At 39.3% G+C, this 22,391-nt stretch carries 22 protein-coding genes and 1 tRNA gene; 15 read left to right on the top strand and 8 right to left on the bottom strand.

The annotated features are described in order from the left end of the window. The first annotated feature begins 502 nt into the window (after positions 1 to 502). Entirely contained in the window at positions 503 to 1,219 is a 717-nt protein-coding gene (locus DYU05_RS18770) for a hypothetical protein (protein ID WP_117384681.1), read from the top strand. Positions 1,220 to 1,413: 194 nt separating this feature from the next. On the opposite strand, the gene DYU05_RS21360 is transcribed toward DYU05_RS18770, so the two are convergent. Beyond that, positions 1,414 to 1,842 (bottom strand): toll/interleukin-1 receptor domain-containing protein, encoded by a 429-nt coding sequence (locus tag DYU05_RS21360; protein ID WP_235854061.1) that lies wholly within the window; start codon positions 1,840 to 1,842, stop codon positions 1,414 to 1,416. A gap of 692 nt (positions 1,843 to 2,534) precedes the next feature. Here DYU05_RS21360 and DYU05_RS18760 point away from each other — a divergent pair. The 4 genes from DYU05_RS18760 (at position 2,535) to DYU05_RS18750 (ending at position 6,402) form a co-directional block, all read left to right on the top strand. Then, positions 2,535 to 3,470 (top strand): ArdC family protein, encoded by a 936-nt coding sequence (locus DYU05_RS18760; RefSeq protein ID WP_165852107.1) that lies wholly within the window; start codon positions 2,535 to 2,537, stop codon positions 3,468 to 3,470. Between the two features lie 305 nt (positions 3,471 to 3,775). After that, positions 3,776 to 4,819 (top strand): IS110 family transposase, encoded by a 1,044-nt coding sequence (locus tag DYU05_RS18755; protein ID WP_117384678.1) that lies wholly within the window; start codon positions 3,776 to 3,778, stop codon positions 4,817 to 4,819. A 127-nt stretch (positions 4,820 to 4,946) separates the two neighbouring features. Beyond that, positions 4,947 to 5,426, top strand: coding sequence for a hypothetical protein (locus tag DYU05_RS20945; protein ID WP_133300263.1), 480 nt, complete (start codon positions 4,947 to 4,949; stop codon positions 5,424 to 5,426). A gap of 10 nt (positions 5,427 to 5,436) precedes the next feature. Further along, on the top strand, positions 5,437 to 6,402 hold the full coding sequence (locus tag DYU05_RS18750; RefSeq protein ID WP_117384677.1) for a lysozyme inhibitor LprI family protein: 966 nt from the start codon (positions 5,437 to 5,439) through the stop codon (positions 6,400 to 6,402). A 179-nt stretch (positions 6,403 to 6,581) separates the two neighbouring features. On the opposite strand, the gene DYU05_RS18745 is transcribed toward DYU05_RS18750, so the two are convergent. Next, a complete protein-coding gene (locus DYU05_RS18745) occupies positions 6,582 to 9,506 on the bottom strand; it encodes a glycoside hydrolase family protein (RefSeq protein WP_117384676.1) in 2,925 nt (974 codons plus the stop codon). 897 nt (positions 9,507 to 10,403) lie between these two features. On the opposite strand from DYU05_RS18745, the gene DYU05_RS18740 reads away from it, so the two are divergent. The 8 genes from DYU05_RS18740 (at position 10,404) to DYU05_RS18700 (ending at position 14,687) form a co-directional block, all read left to right on the top strand. Next, positions 10,404 to 10,478, top strand: a tRNA-Val gene (locus DYU05_RS18740). Beyond that, on the top strand, positions 10,433 to 10,693 hold the full coding sequence (locus DYU05_RS21525) for a GIY-YIG nuclease family protein (RefSeq protein ID WP_117384697.1): 261 nt from the start codon (positions 10,433 to 10,435) through the stop codon (positions 10,691 to 10,693). Before DYU05_RS18740 ends, DYU05_RS21525 begins: the two co-directional genes overlap by 46 nt. Before the next feature lie 349 nt (positions 10,694 to 11,042). Then, a complete protein-coding gene (locus DYU05_RS18725; RefSeq protein ID WP_117384675.1) occupies positions 11,043 to 11,939 on the top strand; it encodes a hypothetical protein in 897 nt (298 codons plus the stop codon). A gap of 118 nt (positions 11,940 to 12,057) precedes the next feature. Then, positions 12,058 to 12,441, top strand: coding sequence for a hypothetical protein (locus tag DYU05_RS18720; RefSeq protein ID WP_117384674.1), 384 nt, complete (start codon positions 12,058 to 12,060; stop codon positions 12,439 to 12,441). Further along, positions 12,425 to 12,625 (top strand): helix-turn-helix transcriptional regulator, encoded by a 201-nt coding sequence (locus DYU05_RS21520; protein WP_117384673.1) that lies wholly within the window; start codon positions 12,425 to 12,427, stop codon positions 12,623 to 12,625. The genes DYU05_RS18720 and DYU05_RS21520 overlap by 17 nt, the downstream gene beginning before the upstream one ends. 310 nt (positions 12,626 to 12,935) lie before the next feature. After that, entirely contained in the window at positions 12,936 to 13,499 is a 564-nt protein-coding gene (locus tag DYU05_RS18710) for a Crp/Fnr family transcriptional regulator (protein ID WP_117384672.1), read from the top strand. A 137-nt stretch (positions 13,500 to 13,636) separates the two neighbouring features. Next, positions 13,637 to 14,308, top strand: coding sequence for a type 1 glutamine amidotransferase domain-containing protein (locus tag DYU05_RS18705; protein WP_117384671.1), 672 nt, complete (start codon positions 13,637 to 13,639; stop codon positions 14,306 to 14,308). Positions 14,309 to 14,384: 76 nt separating this feature from the next. Beyond that, on the top strand, positions 14,385 to 14,687 hold the full coding sequence (locus DYU05_RS18700; protein WP_117384670.1) for a putative quinol monooxygenase: 303 nt from the start codon (positions 14,385 to 14,387) through the stop codon (positions 14,685 to 14,687). A gap of 77 nt (positions 14,688 to 14,764) precedes the next feature. Here DYU05_RS18700 and DYU05_RS18695 read toward each other — a convergent pair whose 3' ends face one another. Next, a complete protein-coding gene (locus tag DYU05_RS18695; RefSeq protein WP_117384669.1) occupies positions 14,765 to 15,658 on the bottom strand; it encodes a bestrophin family protein in 894 nt (297 codons plus the stop codon). A gap of 305 nt (positions 15,659 to 15,963) precedes the next feature. Next, positions 15,964 to 16,275 (bottom strand): hypothetical protein, encoded by a 312-nt coding sequence (locus tag DYU05_RS18690; RefSeq protein WP_117384668.1) that lies wholly within the window; start codon positions 16,273 to 16,275, stop codon positions 15,964 to 15,966. Between the two features lie 438 nt (positions 16,276 to 16,713). Here DYU05_RS18690 and DYU05_RS18685 point away from each other — a divergent pair, with 438 nt between their 5' ends. Together DYU05_RS18685 and DYU05_RS18680 are read left to right on the top strand one after the other, a co-directional pair. Beyond that, positions 16,714 to 17,409, top strand: a complete 696-nt coding sequence (locus DYU05_RS18685) for a ferritin-like domain-containing protein (RefSeq protein ID WP_117384667.1) — start codon at positions 16,714 to 16,716, stop codon at positions 17,407 to 17,409. 7 nt (positions 17,410 to 17,416) lie between these two features. Then, positions 17,417 to 18,280, top strand: coding sequence for a ferritin-like domain-containing protein (locus tag DYU05_RS18680; RefSeq protein ID WP_117384666.1), 864 nt, complete (start codon positions 17,417 to 17,419; stop codon positions 18,278 to 18,280). A 190-nt stretch (positions 18,281 to 18,470) separates the two neighbouring features. Here the strand turns inward: DYU05_RS18680 and DYU05_RS18675 are convergent, their stop codons facing one another. The 4 genes from DYU05_RS18675 to DYU05_RS18660 form a co-directional block, all read right to left on the bottom strand. Then, positions 18,471 to 19,136 (bottom strand): hypothetical protein, encoded by a 666-nt coding sequence (locus DYU05_RS18675; protein ID WP_117384665.1) that lies wholly within the window; start codon positions 19,134 to 19,136, stop codon positions 18,471 to 18,473. Positions 19,137 to 19,407: 271 nt separating this feature from the next. Continuing rightward, on the bottom strand, positions 19,408 to 20,001 hold the full coding sequence (locus tag DYU05_RS18670) for a YciE/YciF ferroxidase family protein (RefSeq protein ID WP_117384664.1): 594 nt from the start codon (positions 19,999 to 20,001) through the stop codon (positions 19,408 to 19,410). 145 nt (positions 20,002 to 20,146) lie between these two features. Next, positions 20,147 to 20,917, bottom strand: a complete 771-nt coding sequence (gene ku, locus DYU05_RS18665) for a non-homologous end joining protein Ku (protein WP_117384663.1) — start codon at positions 20,915 to 20,917, stop codon at positions 20,147 to 20,149. A 65-nt stretch (positions 20,918 to 20,982) separates the two neighbouring features. After that, positions 20,983 to 22,323: an APC family permease gene (locus DYU05_RS18660; RefSeq protein WP_117384662.1), complete on the bottom strand. Its 1,341-nt coding sequence runs from the start codon at positions 22,321 to 22,323 to the stop codon at positions 20,983 to 20,985. Positions 22,324 to 22,391: the final 68 nt, after the last annotated feature.

The following is a 22,391-nucleotide window of genomic DNA, read 5'->3' as shown; positions in this document are numbered from 1 at the left end:
TTGCTTCTACAGCATTTGCTACACGTTGAGGGTGGTCAGTTTGTCCCGGAATCCCCTGGTCAGTTTGCCCCGGAATTGGTGGTCAGCTTGCCCCGGAATCAGGTGGTCTCGTTCATCAGAATCTCCATTCTTAGTTCATGGACATATATTACAGCAGGGTATATACCCCAACTTATTGACTGTCCAAATTCAATTCAGAAATTAACTTGCCCCTATAAAGTAGTATTTTTTATATATTCTTGAGTTGAGTATTTAATATATGAAAGTTGCTGTTTATCTTTATAAACCAACTTATCACAATGAAGAAGTCAATTATTCTCATCTTTCTAGCTGCAGGCACTCTTGTCAGCGCTCATTCACCTAAAACATCAACACCGACTCGCAAAGTTAATGTAGCAACCTGCGTTGGAGCTAGTCCATGTAAGGCTTGTAAAAACTGCAAGTACTGTAAGCGTTGTGCTAAAGAAGGTAAGACTTGTGGAATTTGTAAATAGTAATCTGAATGGATTTTATATTGTCTGTGTTAAGTGGAGCTATCGGCGGATTGATAATACTTGTTTTTCAAAAGGCATGGGAATTTAAAGACGCGAAAGATCAAGAGTTAAAAGAACAAGAAGCCGCTAGGCAAAAGCTAATAATTAGTCATGATATACATAAAAGGCCTGTTGAAAGTAAGATTGTTGAACATCTTTTACCAGGTACTTCAATTGAAAAAATGAAGAGGCTGTTAGGTGTTCCTGACTTTACCACCTATGGAAAGATTTTTACCGAAGTCAGTGAGAATCCTATGGACACCAATACATATTTATATGAATTTGGGAACGCACATCTATTGTTAACATCTCAGGATGGTGTCTCAACTGATTCCGTAACAATTAGTACTAAGTTTGATAAAGACTATCCTGTCGAATTTATATTTCCTTATTTGTTAGAAAAGGATAGTGCCGCCTTAGGAAGTATGAAATTAGAAAAGCACTTAATTGACTATGTTGAGAAAGCCGAAGTCAATAAAACGATGCGAGATGCCTACTTTTGTATCGAGACATATTTTGGGAGAGCTGGAAGGTATCATTACTACACTTTCTTTGGGCAGGATAGTGATAAGGTAGCTGAGTATTTTAAAGATCCTGATTTAAAACACTTAGTTAATGGCTCAATAAATTCTTATTGCATATCAGGGCTATCCAATTTTGCGCCATATATATCTCCTTTTTGGTAAAAAAAATTTCTAAAGTGCTAATTGCACCAATTAAACAAATCGCATACGTTAAGATGTGCAACATCTCAGCAGTTCTTAGTGCTTTATTATTAAAAGCAACAAAATTTGTGTGTGAATAAGAACTATATTATTAAGGTATATGTAGTATTCAAACCAAAACGTTAATGCCTAAAAAAAGTTGGACTTAAGATAAGTTATTCAGAACAACTTTCAACAATTACTAATTCCGCTAATTTCCCTGCAACTTCCTCCATCGTTTCCTCAGCAGTACTTAGACCGGATCGCGAAGCAAGTAGAGGGCTGATCTCGCGTAGAGCCTCATAGGTAGTTTGATGGACAACGGGAACAAGTCGTTCGGTCGCAAGAAGCGCAGAAAGTTCTTTGTCGGCAATGCCCTCTTTGGGAAGGCGGCGTAATAGCGCTGGGGTAACTAGCACAATACCTACTTTAGAATTAGCCAAACCTTTATCGATCGCACGAAGCAAAGGAACACCAAGACCTACGTCTTTCTCGCTAAACCAAACTCTTACCCCTAAAGATTCGAGTAAATCGTGAAGCTCTTTAGCGGCACCTTGTCTGTCGTCCCATGCATGACACAAGAATATATCGCGAAGATCAGGCATATTGGAGCGTATTTCCACATTTTCACGTACTGGTGTAAGTGTGCGGATTTCAGCATCTGTATAAAAGATAGACGATCCTGCTCGCGTCCAACGTGGCTTAGAGCTTCGTTTTGTCCCATTCCCGGTAACTCGATTACTTGAATAGTTATTTGAATAAGAAGATGGTGACGGGTTGTAATCGTAAGAAGAATACGAACGATAACCTCGGCTGCTACATGCAGGGCACGCTGCCGCTGCACTCGCTGTTCTGTGTCCGTATGTGGGTGCAGTACATCTTGCCATTTTGTGTAATACTTAATTGAATAATCAGTTTATTTACCAATTGCAATTTACAAAATAATAGTAAGGTAATAAGCTGGAGTTCTACACATAGTCAGCTGAGATGTTAATAAAGTAGAGCCGCTAACTGGTGAGAACTAGAGCTACAGAGTGACTAATAGCATAAATTAATCCTGGCAGGCAAAGTTAGCCAGTTAAGCCGCAAACGGTTCCCCAACACTCAAGCTGCCACAACACAAGGTAGTACCAAACAACTTTAGAGCTTTCACGGCATAAATCCACTATGCCTACGCTCGATCCATTTATTCCATGACTCGTCAAGTTCTTTGCTCTCCACCTTGACCTTATTCCGTGTTACAGGCTGTATGGCTGCCATAATTAATTCATTTAATCACTTTAAATCATTTAAGATTATGGCTACTACAGCACAACAACTCACCACCACCAACAACACATTCGTTGACACCTACCAGGAAGTAACCGATGCAGTGATCAAAGCATTGGAAGAAGGTACAGTAATTTGGCAGTGTCCCTGGAATCAAGTTGGATTGCCAAAGAACATCACCTCTAATGTAAATTACAGAGGTTGGAACTTGTTTCTGCTGAACTTCCACACAATCATGAAGGGCTATCCAACGCCTTACTACATCACCTACAAACAGGCCAATAACCTTAAAGGATCTATAAAGAAAGGTGAAAAGGGTGTAAGGATCATCTATTGGGCAGAGGTAGAATTAAAGAACCAACAAACTGATGCAACTACACCGCAACCGGCTGATGAACAAACTAAGCCAAAGACTATCATGGTGCCTAAGACTTACACAGTCTTTAACATCGCCCAAACTGAAGGGATTAAATTTCCATGCTTCGAAGCTGAACTCAGAAGCGACGCTGAGAAGATAGCCAACTGCGAGATCGTTGTTGACAACATGCCTAACAGGCCCACTATACGCAAGAATGGTACAAATGCCTATTACCAGCCATCAACAGATACAGTTGTTGTACCAAGCTTAAAAAGGTGCAAATCGAGCGAGGCTTATTATAGCACGCTCTTTCATGAACTAGCGCACAGCACTGGCCATGAAAGCAGATTGAACAGAAAAGAACTGTTAAGCAGTGATGGCTTTGGTAGTGCTGCTTATGCAAAGGAAGAACTTACAGCTGAAATGACTGCTGCATTCCTGAGTGCAGTAACCGGCATTGATCAAGTGACTATCGACAATAGTGCAGCCTACATTGAAAGTTGGCTTAAAGCTTTAAAGAATGACAAAACCCTTGTTATCAAAGCTGCGGCACAAGCTCAAAGAGCTGCTGATTATATTCTAGCAGTAAGTTATGAACAAGTTTGAGTTAAAGCCCTGATGGGCTTTTTACAAACGTTAATAGAACAGAGATCAATTAATAGGAGATCGATGCTTTAAGTTTTATCTTAGTATTAAGGAACGCAGGTTATAGCTGTTAATATGAGAACTAGAGATGACTTATTAGGCGATCTAGGAATTAAGACCTAAGATGAGAAATAGGTGTTTACAGTTCTTAAATTAACTTCTACGATTAAGCGAATTAATAGCTGTGCTAGGTAATCAAGCCTGTAAAAAGATCTAATTTTAATCTAGACCTGCTTCCCCTTTTTTGGATCTGACAGATGTAAGTTATGGGAAAATTTATGTTTTATGTTGGCATAGATGTGTCACGCAATAAGCTCGATTTTGCCATACTAAGAAGTCAGAAGATTCTATATCACAAAGAAATTGCTAATACAGTTGATAGTGTTCAGGCACTTCTTTCTGAATTACAAACTGTTTCAGGCTTCGCATTGAAGAAAACCGTTTTCGGAATAGAGCATACTGGAATTTACACTTCGCACCTATTAACAGTTTTGAAAAAAGCTAAAGCTAATGTAGTACTTGAAGATGCTCTAGAGATTAGAAATTCTTTAGGAAAGACCAGAGGTAAATATGACAAACTTGATGCGATACGCATAGCAACTTACTTGTTTAAATGCAAGGAGGACTTAACACTATGGCAACCACGCAGACAAGTCATAGAAGATTTGCACCATCTATCAACCTTACGATCTCGGCTGATAGGTATGAGCAATGCGATGAAAATGCCATTAAAAGAATTGAAGGCCTTTTTAAGGCCGGAGTTATCTGATAAACATGATCTCCTTTGCTATGGTACTATGCAGTCTCTTAAAAAAGATATTGAATCCATAGACGCATTAATAATTAACACTGTTAAAGGAGATCATCGGATAAGTCGCCTATACGATATTATAACTTCTATTCCAAATGTAGGCCCGGTTACTGCGTTACTGATGATTGTTACCACTAATGAGTTCAAAGATATAACTGACCCTAAAAAGTATGCTTCTTACGCTGGAATTGCACCCTTTAAAAAAGAGTCAGGGATAGTCAAAGGGAAATCAATGGTGTCTCATCTTGCTAACAAAAGAGCTAAAGCAATTCTCCACATCATTGCGATGTCCAGCATATCTACAAAATCAGAACTGAGAGATTATTACATTAGGAAAACTGAGGTTGACGGGAAGCCAAAAATGGCTGTTTTGAACGCTATAAGAAATAAGCTAATTCTAAGGATTTTTGCCTGCGTTCATCAGGACAGGCTTTACGAGAAAAACTATGATAGGTCAAATTATCAAAATGATAATAAAAGTACTAAACCATTCATTTAAAAGGTCACTGGCAATATTTGCTAGTTACTACATTGATTTCCTTTTAAAAAGTCTGAAAAATCAGAGTTGTTTATCTAGTTAGGTTTTGTATTTTAGATCAATAGTTATTAACCTAAAGCCTTTTGATATGAAGACCAAGCTCTTATTTGCACTAGTAGTGTTAACACTCTTTTTCGCTAGCTGTAACACCTATTATGTAGCGTCAACAACAACACCAATTGATATATATCCTGACCTACAAACTTCCAATATTTCTTACAATGTGCCAGGTGGTACGGTCTTATTAATTAAAGGCAATGCCAAAAACGGAATGCGAAGGGTTCGTTATCATTCTGACCCTAATTGGTATTGGGTATCAGCTTCCAATTTGAGCTTAGTACCAGGCTTTAATCCCAAATATTACGATAGTACATATGCTAACTATGAAAACTCTGGATCAGCCTCAACATCAGCAGCTAATGGTTATGATGCAACAATTCAAACTGGTTCAAGAGGTGGTAAATATTACATAAACAAAAATGGTAATAAAACATATGTGAAGAGAAGTACACCTTCAGGAACCGTTAAGCATGTAGGAGGTAGAGGGTCAAGAGGAGGTCGACACTGATTGTACTTGTATGAAAAGGAACATTATTGCTGAAATTATAGACTTAAAGCAACGCGAGAAAAGAAACGCAACTCACTTGTTTGAATTGCGCATTCAAGATTTGAAGATTGCTTGTGATCAAATAACCACTCACAAACTTTCAAATGAGTTATACAAGCAAATTCCAATTGCTCTAGTGGCAACAATGGAATCTTATTTCTACAGCGTTGTTGCTAAGATAATTGATCACGGGGAACCATTTTTAAGCAATGTTGCTAAATTTAACCAAGCCAAGGATGTGAAGTTTGATTTTGAAATTGTCAAAGCGCTTAATGCTAAAGACTTTACCATCGGCAACTTTATAGCGCACGTATTGTCATTTAATAATCTAAATGATATCAACCTCAATCTTTCAATATTACTAGATGTAAACTTTCTAAAAGAATTAAAAGCTCACCGAAGGAAAAGTATCTTTGAAGATAATAATCACACATCGGAATCCTTTATTACAAATGCAGATTCGATCATCAAATCTATTAACCGAACCTTTGAATTAAGACATATTTTTTGTCACGAGTTTGCCTATAAATATCAAATAGACGTTTCTGAAATAAAGGATTGCTTAGTTAATACAGAATTATTTTTAAAGCAAACAAGCAATTACATTCACGAGGCTCTCTATCCTGGTTCACCGGAAACTCAAACGGATATGAACATTGAATCATTTGAGGAATACTGTAAACTTGATGAGGAACTTGAAGATTTATTTAAACGTATCAAGGAGGCTCATCAAAATGCCTTTGATGGTATTAACGTTAAGTTATTCGATAGGATGGTTCGTTATTGGAAACGTTATCGAGATTTAAAAGGTGACTTTGATAGTGATTATGTGAGGGGTGGAACAATGATGCCCCTAGTTTCCAATAACAGCAGATCATATGTAACGTCGTTAATGATTGAACAACTTAAAAGTGAGTTAAAGAGTATTTCTAAATAAAGATCGATATTATCAAAGGCAATGCGACTGTCGCTATATTTTGGATTTGTAGGGCGGTGGTGTAAGTACAAGTGTTAGCAGTCTCATTTAAAAGGTCACTGCTCCTAGTGCCAGGAAGTCACTTACATTGGTTACCTTTTAAGAAGTCAGGAAACTTGATTATTTTAGATTTTGGATTATCAAACTTTTACCTCCCAATCCCACAATAAGTTGTTTGTTCCCGAAGGTGGAGGTGTTGAGTAATTAATGAATATACTTGTTAAGTCAAGGTCCACCCAAGAAATGTTTTTAGCTGCTGAACTTCGTGGTGTAACATTAATATATGACGCCGCTGTAACGCCAGATAGGCCGTGATTGATGGTAAATATCAACTTTACGTTGTTTCCACTTTGAACACTCCTGCCGAATTTCTCAGCGGATGGCAGAAGACTGCCTGCGCTCGTAATAATGTTGCAGTACCAATTTACCCCATCGTAAATTGCTGCAATTATATCGCCCACCTGGCATTGATAATCAGCATTGTACCCTTTTAGGTTGGAACTTGTAAATTTTAATACAGTATAATTATCCTTTACTTGAATTTTAATTTGCTTTCCAATTGTCCCACCGCTGAAGTTTGTAATGTTTGTCAGTACCGAATTATTTGTTGAATAAAACAAGCTTTTTGTCACATTAGGCGCGAAACTGTTTTGTTCTAACTTAATGTAAATCGCGGATCTTGACCTGAATAAATTTAAATTAGTCGAACTGGAATTCGATATTAATGTCTGACCGTCAATTATTACCTCCCCGTAGTATCTATTGAATGCTATGCCGTTCATCTGACTTGGAATCCCTTGAACATCTATCTTAACAATTTTAAACGTTACGTTAGTTACATCTACAGGGAGCTGATTCGTTAGTAAATATTGAGTACTGCTTAATGACTGTAGAATCTGTGCATAATACGTGTTATCAATTAAAATCCAGTAATGCGCATCTATTTCATTCTTGAAATCTGTTCCTGTACCTGTTATTATACTTGTTACAGCAGTAAAGCCAGTATAATTGGAGGAAGTTATTGTACCTGATCCATCTACCATTGGCAACGATAACGTGCCGCTTATAGGACTTCCGTCCCCTAATGTTAAAGGTCGAATATTAACAACGTCAGTGGAACCGTAGTTCAAAGAAGAAATTTGAACAACCAAATCTGAACTAGATGCTCCAGATACCAGATTTAATAATTTAATCTTTTGATTGAAGTTAAACTTTTCAGCTAACGTAGTAATAGTTAATTGAGAAATTGTGTCCAAGGAGGAGTAAGTGTTGGGCATCGAACCAATACCGTTAAATGTAAAAGATTGATCATCTGTTATAAGACCACCATTGATATAAACGGCACCCTGTGGATTATCAACAACAACAAACTCATCACCAATATTCGGGGTTATTGCCCAATTTGATCCGATTGTAAAACTTGTACTAGTGTTTGATTTGATAATTTGATAATCATTAAGATCATTGCCGTTCGTGATATAGATGTAATATCCGATCCAGGCGTTGGGCACTAATGTAGTAGTACTCTCTATAGTGTTTGCCGAGACAGAACTTGCAATCAGAGTCAAATTCCTAATATTTCCTATACCCGTTTGGTTGTTTATGAGTCTAGGATTAATGATCTTGTTTTCTTGGCCTCCAAAGATAGCAAATCCGAAATAATTACATTGTTTTGCAGCGCAGTTTATAAATTCATTACCTTCAATGTACTCCACAATATTTGACTGCCAATAGCCTTCAGATACCCCACCTTGAACTTGGCAAAGTCTAAATCCGTAGGAGGCTCCTATCACCTCACAATTAATAAATTTATTGTAACTACCGGCTACTCTAATACCGGTAAAGCCCCCGATGATTTTAATGTTAGAAAATGTGTTGTCCTTACTTAAAGATCGATCACGAACTTGGGCCGTCGTAAAACTTGGTGTCAGTAAGCCACCTGTTATTGCTGTATCAAGTATATGTATACCTTCCGAACCAGAATTTAAATTATTTAACCTCGTTCCGTCAATAACGATGTTATCATACAGGCAATTTCGGCAACCCTGAATCTCTAACCCGACACCATATAACCATCCTTTAATGCTGACGTCACTTATTACACAGTTTATTGATCCATCATCTGCAATGGGAAGACCATTTTTAACAGTTGTCAAAAAGCCGTTCATAGTCACGCCACTTAAAACGCCATTACTATTTCCCCCTAAAGTTATCCCTGAAATTGCATAGGATGGAGCTGTTGATGATGCATTTACATTATATAGATTAACGTTGGTAACATTATAGTTATCACAGTAAAACAAATCCAAACAGTGGGGATAGGAGTTTGTATAAGCAAAGTAAGGGTTGACAAGTGAATAATTGGAAATTGTTAGCTTGTTACATCTAATAAACGAAGCTCCATGACCAACATTTACTCCTTTAATGTTATTTACAACTAAGTTGTCAGAGTCTTGAGCATAGATACAATCGAAAATCGTATTCTGAATTATTATGTCTTTAATGAAGCAGTTGTTACCTGTGATATATATACCGTAATTTACCCTGGCATATGGAGTTGTTCTTTGGGGATTGGTGACACTGGCGTTGGCATCAACTATCCCGCCTCCAATCAGGGAACAATTTTCATTCATCCGAACTACCCCGATCTTACTAGTATTGTTGTAAACAGTTTGAACAAGCCTTGCATTAGTATTTAAAATCAAAGTTGTATTTGACGGCATTGTGATCCCCGTAATGTTGTAAATGCCATTTGTTATCTGAACCGTTTGGAATTTGGTCAAAGCGTTGTTGATTGATGTAGTGTCGTCTGTTGATCCTTTACCGACAGCACCAAACCATCTCACATCCACTGTACCTGAAAACAACCTCACCCATCTTCCGGTAGTTACACTCGTGACTTTAATAATAGTTCCGTCATCATCGTTTTCACTTAGGTTAGGATTCCAAAAGAAAATGCCTTGTCCTCCATCTGATACTAAGTTATATCCTTGAACAAAGACTGATTCGTTGCCAGCAGAATAGATGTAAGATCTGAGTGCGGTGAAATTAGATACGGTCGCCATTTTGTTTTTTTAAAAGAATGTTTATGATTTTGGTTTCGGCATTTATTTTACCAAAGACTGAAGTTGTTACTTAATGATGCTTGCATTTCGCCAACCTCTTGGTGCTTTGTAGCTTAAAGAGCTGTGGTTCAATTTAGGGAAATTTTTGGTACCAAAGTAGGCACACTTCAAGGTACATAAAAGAAGGGGCTTGCTAACATTTCATTTAAAAGGTTACTGATTCTGATATCAGCAAGATACTTAACTTAGTTACCTTTTAAGAAGTCAGAAAAACCTGGTTCTAAACCACCCCATAGCAAACATTTCAATTCAGAATTTTAACAGCCTCTATAAAAGAAGAAAATACACTTTTTCTGAGTTAGATTGATTGATGATATATGTATTCTCAATTCAGAATTTTAACAGCCTCTATAAAAGAAGAAAATACACTTTTTCTGAGTTAGATTGATTGATGATATATGTATTCTCAACTCAGGATTTTACCAACCTCTATAAAAGTAGAAATTTGAGATTTTCTGAGTTAAAAGGAATGTGATGTAATGAATTATGTAGCAAAGTTAGGCAACAGGATATGACACAAGGCAAGGAACTACGGCATAAACACAAGCCCTGTTCACTACCATTCATTTATTTCGTTCCTCCTTGCATTTAGTCAATCCATACGCCTGTATAGGCATCATAATTCATTTATTCACTTACATTAAATTTATTATGAATACATCTTAAAACCTTTGCTTACGATAAGCAATCAATTAGATTTGCATTACAGTTCATTTATTTATTAATCAGGTTGGCTGTTAGTACATAGTTAGTACAATTACTGAATCTGAAGAGTGTGTTACTAAAGTGTAGTTCAAAAACCGCGTTTACAAGCTATATTTGCAGTCCCAAAACAAAGGGAGCTTAGCTCAGCTGGTTCAGAGCATCTGCCTTACAAGCAGAGGGTCACTGGTTCGAACCCAGTAGCTCCCACAAAGCCTCACAGAAATGCGAGGCTTTTTTTTTATGTATACTGCTACATTCTTTACTCACCATCCTCTAATAAACATTATATCGGATTTTGTCAGGATATTGATGAACGACTGCGCAAGCACCATACTGCTCATAAGGGTTTTACAGGTAGTAAAGCCGATTGGAACTTAAAGTGGACCGAAATACAACCTGATAAAACATCGGCGCTAAAATGAGAGCGGCAGATAAAGGGTTGGAAAAGAAGGATTATAATTTAAAAGCTAATCAATACTTAGCTCAGCTAGTTCAGAGCGTCCCGATTGACATCGGGAGAAGTCACTGGTTCGAACCCAATAGCTACCACAAAGCCTCACAAAAATGGGACGGTTTATGTGTTTATTTTAATTAAAAAAGATTAACCATCAAGAAAAGTACAATGAATTTATTCTCTGCAATGTAATTAATTGCGCTAATGAAAAATATTTACTGACGAAGGTCTGTTTTAATTAATTAAAAATTTATTTTTTTATTTTATGTTAAGTTTTTTTTCTACTTTGTGATCGCAGATACTAACACCTAAACAAAATGAAATTAAATCTTATCAATCTAAAACTAGTAAGGAAATTTTCGGCATTAGCAATTATTTCAACCCTTTGTATCTTATTTGCATCTTGTCAAAAATCAAACAACGGTAATATTAAAGCGCAAGAAATCGACTTTAAAGCCTATAACAACATTGGTGTTGTTCATAATCGTACTGTAGATAGTATGTACAATTTATTATTAGTAATGAAGACTAATCACCAATTGAACACTTCAAAGTCAGCTCTTGCCTCATTTGTTAACACATCAATCATCAACGGACTGAAGTCTAAAGGAGAGAAGTTGCAAACTATCAACTCAATAAATACTTCAATGGATTGGGATTTAAATGTGACAAAGGCAAACCACGGGATAAAAGTTAACTCAACAACAGATTTAACTACTAAGTCACTCTATTCTGATTCACTCGCGGCTCATCTAACAATTAAACAAAAGCAACTATTAGATAAACTGTTGTTAGTTATGACAGATGAGTCTTCAAGTTTCGAATCTACTCTGGTTCAAATTAGTGATTTAGAAGCTAATGCAAAAGCCAACTTAAGTGAAGATGAATTGCCAGTGATATTCGTCTCTACTGCCATTGCTCGAAACACGTTACAATACTGGCACGACAATCTTGATAAATGGGTTGCTCTCCTTGATAACGGTAAACAATCTACACAGGGCCTCAAAACGCACCTTGCAGAAGCAAGCGGTCCCGGATTTAGCTGGAGAAACGTAGGTGCATCTGATGTTGCTGGAGGAGCAGGTGCAGCTGTAACAACCTGGTGGCTTAACACTGCGGTTGGTTATGGGCAAGTTGCTTATGGAACAGCTATTGGCTCTGCAGCAGCAGGAGCATCTGTTGGTAATGCAATTTATCAGTTGTTATCAAATTAATATTAATTCGTATCTGCAATAGAAAGGTCAAACATTGGCCTTTTTATTTGCCTAATAAAAAAAAGACAAGTATACTTGTCAAAAAGAAAAGTGTATTTTCCAATCATTAATAACGTATATGATTTTTAAACATAACTATAAATTAGTTGGACTGGTTATAGCGTCAGCTGCGATTGCTTCTGCAATCGTTTTCAAATTTATCTATATACCAAGTCTTCCTTTTATTAAAAAGCTGTTAGTTGACTTTTTTATAGTTGGACTAGCTGTTATAGCATTCTCAAAAGAAACAATCGAAGATGAGCGTATTTTAGCAATCAGAACCAAAAGCTTATCTGCTGCATTTCTATTTTCAATAATTTTTTGCCTTTGCATCTCTGCATTAAATTTTATTCTTGGTGATTTTGAACTTAGCGGCCACGAATTGACCATAGTAGCTTTGATCATATATCTTTTATTTTTTGCGTATTTAAAGCGACTAGACGGCAATGAAAGTATTGATTAAGGTGGAACGTGCCAAAAGGGATATGACACAACAGGAGCTGGCAAATCTGATAAAAGTTTCCAGACAAACTGTGAATTCTATTGAGTGTGGTAGATACTCACCTTCCGTTCAATTGGCGATAAAAATATCAGAGGTATTCAAAGTTAGCGTTAATGACATTTTTAAACTCGACGACAGCGATTAGTTAAATTACTGGTATATCTGTAAGATAAGTTCTTTGCGCATGCACCATAGTGCTCATAAGGGATTTACAGGTGGTAAAGCCGATTGGGAGTTAAAGTAACCCCAACAAGCACGGTTATTGTAACGTTAATAGCACTTTCTATAGCAATTTAATTAGTTAAGCATCTATGTGATAGTGTAACTGTTTTATTAGTTATACAATGGTAGGTAAATTATTTTCATTCAATAAAGATGATGCTGATAGCGGCACATTTCTATATGAAAGCTATCTTGCGAAGAATTGCCGGTAAGCGTTAATACTTTATTTGTAAATGGACAGACTTAGAAAACACATCGAGGAAATAGTGAAGCTTACAGATGATGAGTTTGAACGTGTTAAGTCTTTCTTCACCTCGCGTCGCGTAAAAAAGCATCAATATCTTATTCAGGGGGGTGACGCGGCCAGTTACGAATACCTTATCCTGACAGGTGTTTTCAGGATGTTTTATCTGGATGAGGATGGTAAAGAATACATAGTACAGTTTGCCGGAGAAAATTGGTGGATGACGGACTATCAGGCTTACTTTGGGGATAAAACAGCCACTTTGCACATGTTGTGTATGGCGGATGCCGAAGTGCTGTGTACCACGCTGAACGGAAGGGAAACCATGGCCGCAGAATTTCATAAGATGGAGCACTTTTTTAGGGTGAAGCTTACCAACGGTTATGTAGCGCTGCAACGCCGGGTGCTCTCATTGTTGTCCGGCACTCCGCAGCAACGCTATGAAGAGTTTGGTAAACTGTACCCTCAGTTAATGCAAAAGATCCCCAAAAAATATATTGCCGAATATTTAGGTGTAAGCCGCGAAACTTTAAGCCGCCTTTATTCCCGCTAGCGCCCGCTTGCTTAGGTTGTGTGTGATCCTGGTCACACTTTTTCTGTGCGTTATGTCCTCGTTCCGACAGAGCTAAATGGCTCAAATTTGTGATGTAATCAACAAAGGAAATTAAACATCAACAAATATTAAAAGCCATGAAAAAGAGAATCTTGATTATTGTATCAAATGCAAACGCCATTGGCCAAAACAAAAGAAGAACAGGTACATTTTTGCCTGAAGTAGCGCATCCGTACGCAGAGTTCGTGAAGGCCGGCTACCAGATAGATTTTGCCAGCTTAACCGGCGACACGCCTTACCTGGATGCTCTTAATCTTGCAGGTGATCCGGATAACCTAAACTTCCTCACCGGACAGGGTTGGATAGACATGCAAAAGGCCGCCCGGCTTGATCAGGTAGACGTAAGTACTTATGATGGCGTATTCATCCCTGGCGGACTTGCACCAATGGTGGATATGCCGGAAGCTCCATTGTTAAAAGAGGTTATTGCCGAAACCTTTGAACGCAATGCGGTAGTTGGAGCTGTTTGTCACGGACCGGTGTCGTTACTGAACGTAAAACTGAAAGACGGCAGTTACCTGGTAAATGGCCGCAACATTGCCTCTTTTACAACTGAAGAAGAAGATAATTATGCTAGGGCTGATGTGCCATTTGATTTACAAGCCGCATTAACAAAGCAAGGCGCTATCTTCCATGCTGCTGAGCCGTGGTCTGCTAACAGCATTGCAGACGGTAACCTGGTGACAGGTCAGAATCCGGCATCCGCAAAAGGAGTTGGTGAGAAAATCGTAGCTCTGCTAGAAGCTTAAACAGTTTAATTAACAGGTATGCACGTTCCTTACACATGGAATGTGCATGTTAATATCCACAACAATTAAAAGAAATATGAAAGATCAAAGTATTCATGTATTCGCCAAGTGGCAGGTTGCAGAAGGTAAGTTAGCAACCGTTTTAGAGCTGTTGCCGCAGGTGGCCGTGAAAAGTTCCGATGAGCAAGGGAACCTTTACTATAATGTTTTTCAGGACAGGGCAACACCTGATACCATCATACTTTCTGAAGCGTACCGCAATGAGGCGGCGTTAACCGAGCACCGCAATTCTGAACATTATACGAATATAGTAATTGGTAAGATAATACCCTTGTTGGCAAACCGTGAAGTTGTGTTAACCAATAAACTTGCACTGTAATACTTTAATTTATATACGAGCTACAATAAAGCCCGGCAGTGCTGCCGGGCTTTATTGTTTAAGCTTCTATTACTTATCTAATTTAAATAGAAGTCGTTAGGCTTACAAGGTTCTGGTACGTTAGCCTCACCAATTAGTTGCTTCAGGTTAATTTCAATTGTGGTGGCAATAGCCGTCATGGCGGTATCGGTTGGCCGGTTGCTAAATGGGTCCTGCAGGTGAGTTGCTGTCCTTTCCAGTAAAAAGAAGAAGCAGGCGATAATAAGGGATGTTGGCACCGCAATGTAAAATTCTATATCGCGCAGCGCAATGGTGAGTATGATAGTAAATACGTAAATGATCATGTGCAGGAACAAACGGTAAGTGCTGGGGAAAACAGTGCTCTTAATCCGCTCTGCCATACCCATAGAATTGGTGAGGCTTACCTGGGTGTTGTTAATTTGTACATGGCTGAAGGGGTCAAGATGGCTAGCAGTTCTCAGCTCCGTTATGTCTGCAGCGTTTTGCTGTAATAATGCAAGCGGCTTGTTCACGTGGGCTTTATAGTTTTCCAGTTCATTGGTGTCAACCAGGCGGTCTAACCTATCCAGCGCATCCAGCCCGCGTAACGACCTGCCAAGTGCATAACACCATGCAATTTGCCGGTAGGTGATTGCGCGTATAATTTCTTTGTTTCCGCCGGTTACAAAGGACTGCAGCTGAATAACCAGGTTGCGGGAATCGTTAACAATACTGCCCCATATCTTTCTTGCTTCCCACCATCTGTCGTAAGACTGGTTAAGCTTGAAAGACAGAATAATGGATATAGCAGTTCCCAGGAAGGTAGGGATGGTAATTGGTACGGGCGGTATGGCGTGTTTAAAGGCGATGCTGATGGCGTAAATGGCTGCCGATGTAAGGCAGACATAATAGATCTCGGGCGTTAATTTACTTAGTACGTACTTGAACGGTGGTCTGTTGTTTAATAGCATAGATGTATTTCCAATTAAATTTCAATTTTACTTGCTGTTTTAAGCAGCTGTATTTTCATGTTGGGAAATACCTGTAATTTCCCCCATTACTTGCAAATAAACTTTAAAATAGCCTGCAAAACAGGTGTGGTTTTTAAAGGTCCTTGCATAGTTTTCAGGGTCAAAAAGGCCAAATAGATGCTATTTAGCGGATTTTTTGACCAGTTACGTTGTATGGGCCTGCAGGTGTTCAAATCCTTTGGGCTCAAAAAACGCTGAACACTTTAATACAAATGGGGGCTTTTTGTTAATGTTCCGAGACGGTGTTACATGGCTATTTCGTGGCCGGGGCGCGGGTCCTCCGGCAGGATTTCCATATCCGGAAATTCTATATAGTCTGCATACCATTGTATAGCGCCAACTACGTCAAGCGCATCCTCGGCAGCTATGTTTATAGTCTCGAAAGCGTATAATTTATCGTGAGCGTACCCATACAACTGGATCTCGCCGTCGTTAGGGGTAAATTGATCATAGTTTAAGCAATAAACCCTGATCTTCAGATTAGTATCTCTGGAGTGGATTACGTCCCTGCACGGATCATTAGGATCGGTAGCCAATAAATATACATTGTAATCCATACTGCTATAATATTGGGAGTTATTAATTTACGAATATCTTATTGATAACTAATTACACGCTATTGTGTTTTGGATATTATTATTTTGCCCATGGGGAAAACTTCCCCATGTATTGAGAATGTTTCTCTACATAAATAAACTAATGGTTGAGAAAAAGAGCGTTCTGCATCAAAATACAGCTGTTTTCGTTTTCGGCACAGCAATTGAATTAAACTTAATACCCTTCTCAAAGGGTGTTTTTCATAGGTAGATGTAGGGCCGAACGACTGCGAGAGTTTTTCGGCCTTTTTTGTTTTAAAAAGCCTACTCTTATTAAGCTTACTCCTGTTATTGCTACTCTGATTACAGCTAACAACTTTACTGGTTAGCTCAATCCTTTTACTTCCATTGTTCGTTAGTTCATGTAATTAACACCTATAAGCTAATAACTTACTAACTATGGAAACAAACATTAACCCTACAACAGGCGGAGCAAACATGGCCAGACGGTCGTTCTTGCGTTATGCTGGTGCCGGGGCAGCTGCAGTAGCCGTTTTTGGCGCAGCGTCATGCGGTAAAGATTATATTAAAAACCCTGATGGCACTTACATTGATATTGGTGCCGGCGACGTGGGTATCCTTAACTATGCCTATGCGCTTGAGCAACTAGAGGCGGCGTTTTACCTGCAGGTTGTTGCAACACCATACAGCGGCATTAGTATAGCAGAAACTGCTTACCTGACTGACATTAAGGATCATGAGGTATTACATCGCGACTTCTTTAAAACGGCGTTAGGTTCGGCTGCAATCCCTGCACTTGAGGTAGATTTTAGTTCTATCAACTTTAGTGACCGTACTGCTGTACTTGCTGCTGCTAAAACTTTTGAAGACACAGGCGTAAAAGCTTATGATGGTGCCGGATACCTTATCCAGAGTGCTGATTACCTGACTATAGCTGGTAAAATTGTTTCTGTAGAGGCAAGACATGCAGCTTTGATTGCCAATCTTATTAGCCCGGGAAGCTTTGCAAATCCCGATCAGGTAGATGAGAATGGTATAAACCGCTCAGCAACTATTGCAGAGGTACTGGCAGCTGTAAACCCTCTCTTAAAGAAGAAAGTGTATGCAGCCAATTTTAATTACCCTATAGCTTAACATCACCATGAATTTATTTAACATAATAGACGAAATACAAAAAGTAGATCCGGAAATAAACGACAGGTTTAATCCTCGCCGTGCCGCGATCAAAAATATAACCAGCTTCGGCTCTAAAGTTGCTGTTGCTGCATTACCTTTTGCTTTGGGTACAATGTTTAAAAAGGCTTATGGCGCCGCAACAACTCCGGTTGTAGATGTGCTTAACTTTGCATTGACACTGGAGCACCTGGAAGCTGGCTTTTATAACAAGGGCTTATCTATAGGGGGCTTTGTACCCGCTGGTGGTATCGATGCAAAGTTTGTAAGTCAGATTGCTGCGGACGAGAATAAGCACGTAGCGTTTTTGAAAACAGTGATAACTCAATTGGGTGGTACGCCGGTAGCCCCACCTACAGTTGACTACACAGGTGGTAATAACAAAGGGAATGGTCCTTTTAAGGATGTATTTACCAATTACACTACTTTTCTTACGGTAGGTGCTGCATTTGAAGATACAGGTGTACGCGCTTATAAGGGCCAGGCTCCCAATTTGTTGGGTAACCAGGTAGTACTTACTGCAGCCCTTGGTATTCACGCTGTAGAAGGTCGCCACGCATCGGCTTTGCGTTACCTGATTAATTCTCATAAGGTAGGTACCACAGCGACACCGGCTATAAAGCCATATATTGTAAGCTCTGCATCAAAAGGCAACGATACCGGAGCTGGTGCAGCAGATGGTAACTATGCTGGTGAAGAAAACACTACGCAAGGAGGGGTAAATCTAAGTTCTTTAGCTTCTATCGGCGTTGTAACAGCTTCGTTTGACGAGCCGCTATCTAAAGATGAAGTACTGAAATTATTGGTAGGATCATTTATTGTTACTCCGTAATCTGTACTTACTATAACAAAAAAGCCACCGTTCAAGGTGGCTTTTTTGTTATAGTAATATTCCGGCCTTAACACCTCCTGTTTCTGATCTGTTCTATATCGTGCCTGCCTGTTTTGGTAATGCAATATAAGTAAAGGGTATTTCATACAAATAAATATATAAAAATACCTCAGCATAACGCCAGGCTTAATTACTTGATCGCGTAGCTTAATAATTTAAGCTTCCCTAAGTCGGTTCCATCTGCCTGCACTCCATCGTTCTCAATGACGCCGACTCCCATGTTTATATAATAATCATAGGTGGCTACAGTTGTAAACCCTGCTCCGTGATCTTGCTGGATTTGTATACGGGTATGTTTCACCCTCGGATAGGTAATTCCGTTAACAGTTCGTGTAATACTGTCGGCAACTGCTGTTCCAATCATCCTTGCCGGAACACCCTGCAGCAAACCATTGTCAGTTACATTAGCTGTCCAGCTTTGGCCTACCTTAACTGTATCATTTACATACTGCAGCTCCAAAAGCTCATTGTATATTAGCGAATTTGTCCTTATAGAAATAATATGATCTGCGTTATAGATATATCCTGGGCCAGCCACCGTTTTAGATGCACTGTAAACAGTATGGTAAACTTTATTATTAATAACCGGTTCCTCGCCGGTAACCGTAAGTGTGGCAGTATCTGGTGCGTGCCCTTCTGCATCGATAGAATACTTCCAAAAGCTGCCGGGACTAAGTGGCTGATAACTTCGCGACCAATCTGCCTTTGGCGGAGGTCCATAAATAGGGGGGTCAAGCTTACAAGCCTGTGTAAACAGCGCAACTATAGCAACTATATAAAGTAAGGATCTGTTCATTGTCGTATAGATTGATATACGTTAGATGTACAAAGTAGGTTGCAAACTTGCTAATTATTTGTAAATTTTTATTGCTAGTTACTTAATTACTTTAAATAAATGCATTAAATACATGTAAAAAGCTATAATTAATAAGTATTTTTCTGCAAAATAAGTGCCAAAAATAAATACTATGAGGTGATTGAATAGCTATTGCCAGACGGCTATCATATTTTAACACACAAAAAAAGGGCAGCTTTAAAGCTGCCCTTTTCAAAAGATTAAAAGAGAATTATTCTTTTTCGCTTTTAGCGGGTTGGTTAATGGCGCTTACCGCTATTTGAGTTAGCAATTCATCTGTTTGTTTCTCTTCCTGCAGTGTTGCGTCAAGAAGTTCAACAGCTTCGGTGTAACCCAACACACCAGCAAGGGTTTTCAAAGTACCATATGAAGCTATTTCATAATGTTCTACCTTCTGACAAGCAGATATGATACCTGCATCACGGGTAATGCTGCCATCTTCAGTGTCGCTTACAATCTCTTCTGATTCTTTGATCAACCCAGCCATTGCTTCACATTTTTTAGCTGATGCTTTTTCTTCAATAGAATCAAAAACGCTCTCCAGGCGGGTAACCTGATTTTCGGTTTGTTCTATATGTGTTTCAATTGCCTGGCGCAGTTCATCGGTAGTTGCTTTTTTAGCAAGTTTAGCCAAAGCTTTTACCAGGTGAGTTTCTGCCCAATAGATATCTTTTAATTCGTCGATGAATAATTCGTTCAAAGCAGACTCTTCTACGTTTTCCGTAGTCTCAGGTGCTTTTTTAGTTTTTGATGCCGATTTACTGGCGGTTGATGCCGTTTTTGCGGCTGTTTTAGTAGTTGCCATGATAGTAGATGTTTTAAATTTTCTATTATATCAACACTACCATATCTAAGAAGTTTTAATTTTAGTAGATAAATTTAATTTAAACGACCGTTTTCTGACATGGGTAAAAATGAACGGAAATAAAGTTTCGTATAAATACTTTATACTAAGCGCCCTTTTTCACCTTCAGGCTGCTCATTAGTTGCTCGTACAAATCGTCGCTCTTGGCTTTTTGCGGTTTAAGTTTCTTTATGGTAGCGCGTTTACCCTTAGATTTTGCTTCTATTATTTTAAGTAGTTCGGCATGATACTCATCCTTGTATTTTGAAACATCAAATTTCTCTGCATACTGGTTAATAAGTGCAAGCCCTACATCAAGTTCTTTCTTGCTTACGTTTACATCTTCGGCAATATTCAATTCTTCTGTGTCGCGTATTTGCTGACCAAAGCGTATGCGAGTAACCACAAGTACATTGCCTTGAGGATGCACAATACAAAGGCTTTCGGTACTGCGCAGTACAAAGCGGGCTAATCCCGCTTTTTTAGATTGCTGCAAGGCTTTTAGCAGCAGAGCGTAAGCCTTATTATTCTTGGTATCAGGTTCGGTGTAATAAGATGTTTCGTAAAACATCGGGTTTACATCCGCAATGTCAACAAAGCTTTCAATTTCAATTACCTTGCTTTTTTCAGGAGCGGCATCTTCGTAATCTTTGTCGTCAAGAATAACGTAGTCGTTATCCAATTTATAACCTTTTACAATTTTATCGTAAGGGACCTCCTTTTTCGTATTCTCGTTTACCCTTTGAAAACGTATGCGGGCATGATCGCGGGAATCAAGCATGTCCATGTCAAGTGAGGTGGTTTGCACCGCCGAATAAAGTTTTACCGGTATACTTACAAGCCCGAAACCGAGCGAGCCTTTCCAAATGGATCTCATAAATAAAATATTGCAGGGATGAGTATAACCACCGGCTACGCCAAACGGTTTTAAAGTACAGGTATTTAACTATTTGCTTTTAGCCTAAGATGTGGTTTTCTCCAGCTGACAAGCAGCCACATACCTTCGGCAGTTGATAAAACAATAATGGCAAACAATGCGGCAATTATACCTCCGCCCTCAGAAGCCAAGGCGCCGGAGAGCGCGAGGAAATAAATACCAAACGGTATAATAGCGGCAATTATTAGCCCGGTTGTACCAAGCCGTATTTTAAATGGCCGCTCGGTATTGGGATGGCTGATGCGGAGCTTGATAAGAGAAATATACTCCAGCGACAAACCTGCGCCATAAACGGTTACATCAATAACTAATAGCTCGGCCAAAGGCCAAAGAATCATGAAACTAACTACAACCGAACATAGCAATATAGAAACATAAGGTGTTCGAAACCTGGAATGTAGTATGTTAAGTCTGCGTGGCAGTAGTTCATCATCGGCCATTGCTTTGGGTACCCGCGATACGGATAGAAGTATCGCCGCGTAAAGGCCCAGCGAACTAGCCATTCCGCCGGCAGCCAACGCTGCTCCCAGCCAGCGCCCGGCAATTAATTCGCCCAGAGCCGGGAAGCCACCTTCGCTAAATAGCTGCTGGTTTATGCCAGTGTTTATTGCCACCGTAATCACTAAAAAGTAAATTACCATTACCAGCGCGAATGCCGTGAAAACCGAAACAAGGTAAGAGCGTATAGGTTTTTCTACCTCGTCTGCATAGGTGGTTACGTTGTCCCAGCCGAGGCAGTTCCACATAATTGTATAAAGGGCCATCCCAAACGAAGAATGAGTTAGGCCATGGATGGTTTGATTCGGTACGTTTATACCACCATTATACTTAGCCAGAGCCATCACAAACATTACTATCAATGGCGCCAGTACGGCAGCACTTAAAAAAAGTGCAACCTTGCCTACGGGCACAATACCCAAAATGTTAAGCCCGGCAGATAACCATACAATAACCAGGCATACAAGTATGCGGTATTCTTCTATCCCCGGGAAAAAGTAAGATGCATAGCCGACAAAAAGTACCGGATAAATCGCAAGGTCTACAAAGGTGTATATCCAGGTCCACCAGCCTTCGTAAAAGCCCCAGCGGTTACCAAGCGCATATTTTACCCAACGGTAATAGCCGCCGTTTACGGGCATCATGCTGTTAAGTTCAAGCACGGTAAATATTGCAGGAACATCCCAAAGCAAAGGCACTACTAACAACAGTAAAACTGCCGAGTGTTCACCAGCGTAGGCTAGTAGCGGCTCCAGACCGTACGGCCCGCCGGATACCGTAAAGAAGATAAGCGCAACCAGCTGATAAGGTTTTATTTTACGGTTAGCGGCAGGCTGGTGCATCGCCATAAAAATATCAGAAATTATGAGATGGTGAAAGGGGAATGTTTCGCGAAGGGGTAGTGCCGCAATCCATC

The sequence above is a fragment of the Mucilaginibacter terrenus genome (genome assembly GCF_003432065.1).
Taxonomy (GTDB): domain Bacteria; phylum Bacteroidota; class Bacteroidia; order Sphingobacteriales; family Sphingobacteriaceae; genus Mucilaginibacter; species Mucilaginibacter terrenus.
Note: the sequence above shows the minus strand (reverse complement) of the source record. Positions and strands in the feature narration are given on the sequence as shown.

Coding starts and splice junctions, on each gene's coding strand:
- DYU05_RS18660 (WP_117384662.1), bottom strand. CDS start 22,323: ATGGCGATGCACCAGCCTGCCGCTAACCGTAAAATAAAACCTTATCAG.
- ku (WP_117384663.1), bottom strand. CDS start 20,917: ATGAGATCCATTTGGAAAGGCTCGCTCGGTTTCGGGCTTGTAAGTATA.
- DYU05_RS18750 (WP_117384677.1), top strand. CDS start 5,437: ATGAAAAGGAACATTATTGCTGAAATTATAGACTTAAAGCAACGCGAG.
- DYU05_RS18755 (WP_117384678.1), top strand. CDS start 3,776: ATGGGAAAATTTATGTTTTATGTTGGCATAGATGTGTCACGCAATAAG.
- DYU05_RS18700 (WP_117384670.1), top strand. CDS start 14,385: ATGAAAGATCAAAGTATTCATGTATTCGCCAAGTGGCAGGTTGCAGAA.
- DYU05_RS20945 (WP_133300263.1), top strand. CDS start 4,947: ATGAAGACCAAGCTCTTATTTGCACTAGTAGTGTTAACACTCTTTTTC.
- DYU05_RS18710 (WP_117384672.1), top strand. CDS start 12,936: ATGGACAGACTTAGAAAACACATCGAGGAAATAGTGAAGCTTACAGAT.
- DYU05_RS18670 (WP_117384664.1), bottom strand. CDS start 20,001: ATGGCAACTACTAAAACAGCCGCAAAAACGGCATCAACCGCCAGTAAA.
- DYU05_RS18685 (WP_117384667.1), top strand. CDS start 16,714: ATGGAAACAAACATTAACCCTACAACAGGCGGAGCAAACATGGCCAGA.
- DYU05_RS18690 (WP_117384668.1), bottom strand. CDS start 16,275: ATGGATTACAATGTATATTTATTGGCTACCGATCCTAATGATCCGTGC.
- DYU05_RS18770 (WP_117384681.1), top strand. CDS start 503: ATGGATTTTATATTGTCTGTGTTAAGTGGAGCTATCGGCGGATTGATA.
- DYU05_RS18725 (WP_117384675.1), top strand. CDS start 11,043: ATGAAATTAAATCTTATCAATCTAAAACTAGTAAGGAAATTTTCGGCA.
- DYU05_RS18705 (WP_117384671.1), top strand. CDS start 13,637: ATGAAAAAGAGAATCTTGATTATTGTATCAAATGCAAACGCCATTGGC.
- DYU05_RS21520 (WP_117384673.1), top strand. CDS start 12,425: ATGAAAGTATTGATTAAGGTGGAACGTGCCAAAAGGGATATGACACAA.
- DYU05_RS18675 (WP_117384665.1), bottom strand. CDS start 19,136: ATGAACAGATCCTTACTTTATATAGTTGCTATAGTTGCGCTGTTTACA.
- DYU05_RS18695 (WP_117384669.1), bottom strand. CDS start 15,658: ATGCTATTAAACAACAGACCACCGTTCAAGTACGTACTAAGTAAATTA.
- DYU05_RS18680 (WP_117384666.1), top strand. CDS start 17,417: ATGAATTTATTTAACATAATAGACGAAATACAAAAAGTAGATCCGGAA.
- DYU05_RS18720 (WP_117384674.1), top strand. CDS start 12,058: ATGATTTTTAAACATAACTATAAATTAGTTGGACTGGTTATAGCGTCA.
- DYU05_RS18760 (WP_165852107.1), top strand. CDS start 2,535: ATGGCTACTACAGCACAACAACTCACCACCACCAACAACACATTCGTT.
- DYU05_RS18745 (WP_117384676.1), bottom strand. CDS start 9,506: ATGGCGACCGTATCTAATTTCACCGCACTCAGATCTTACATCTATTCT.
- DYU05_RS21360 (WP_235854061.1), bottom strand. CDS start 1,842: ATGCCTGATCTTCGCGATATATTCTTGTGTCATGCATGGGACGACAGA.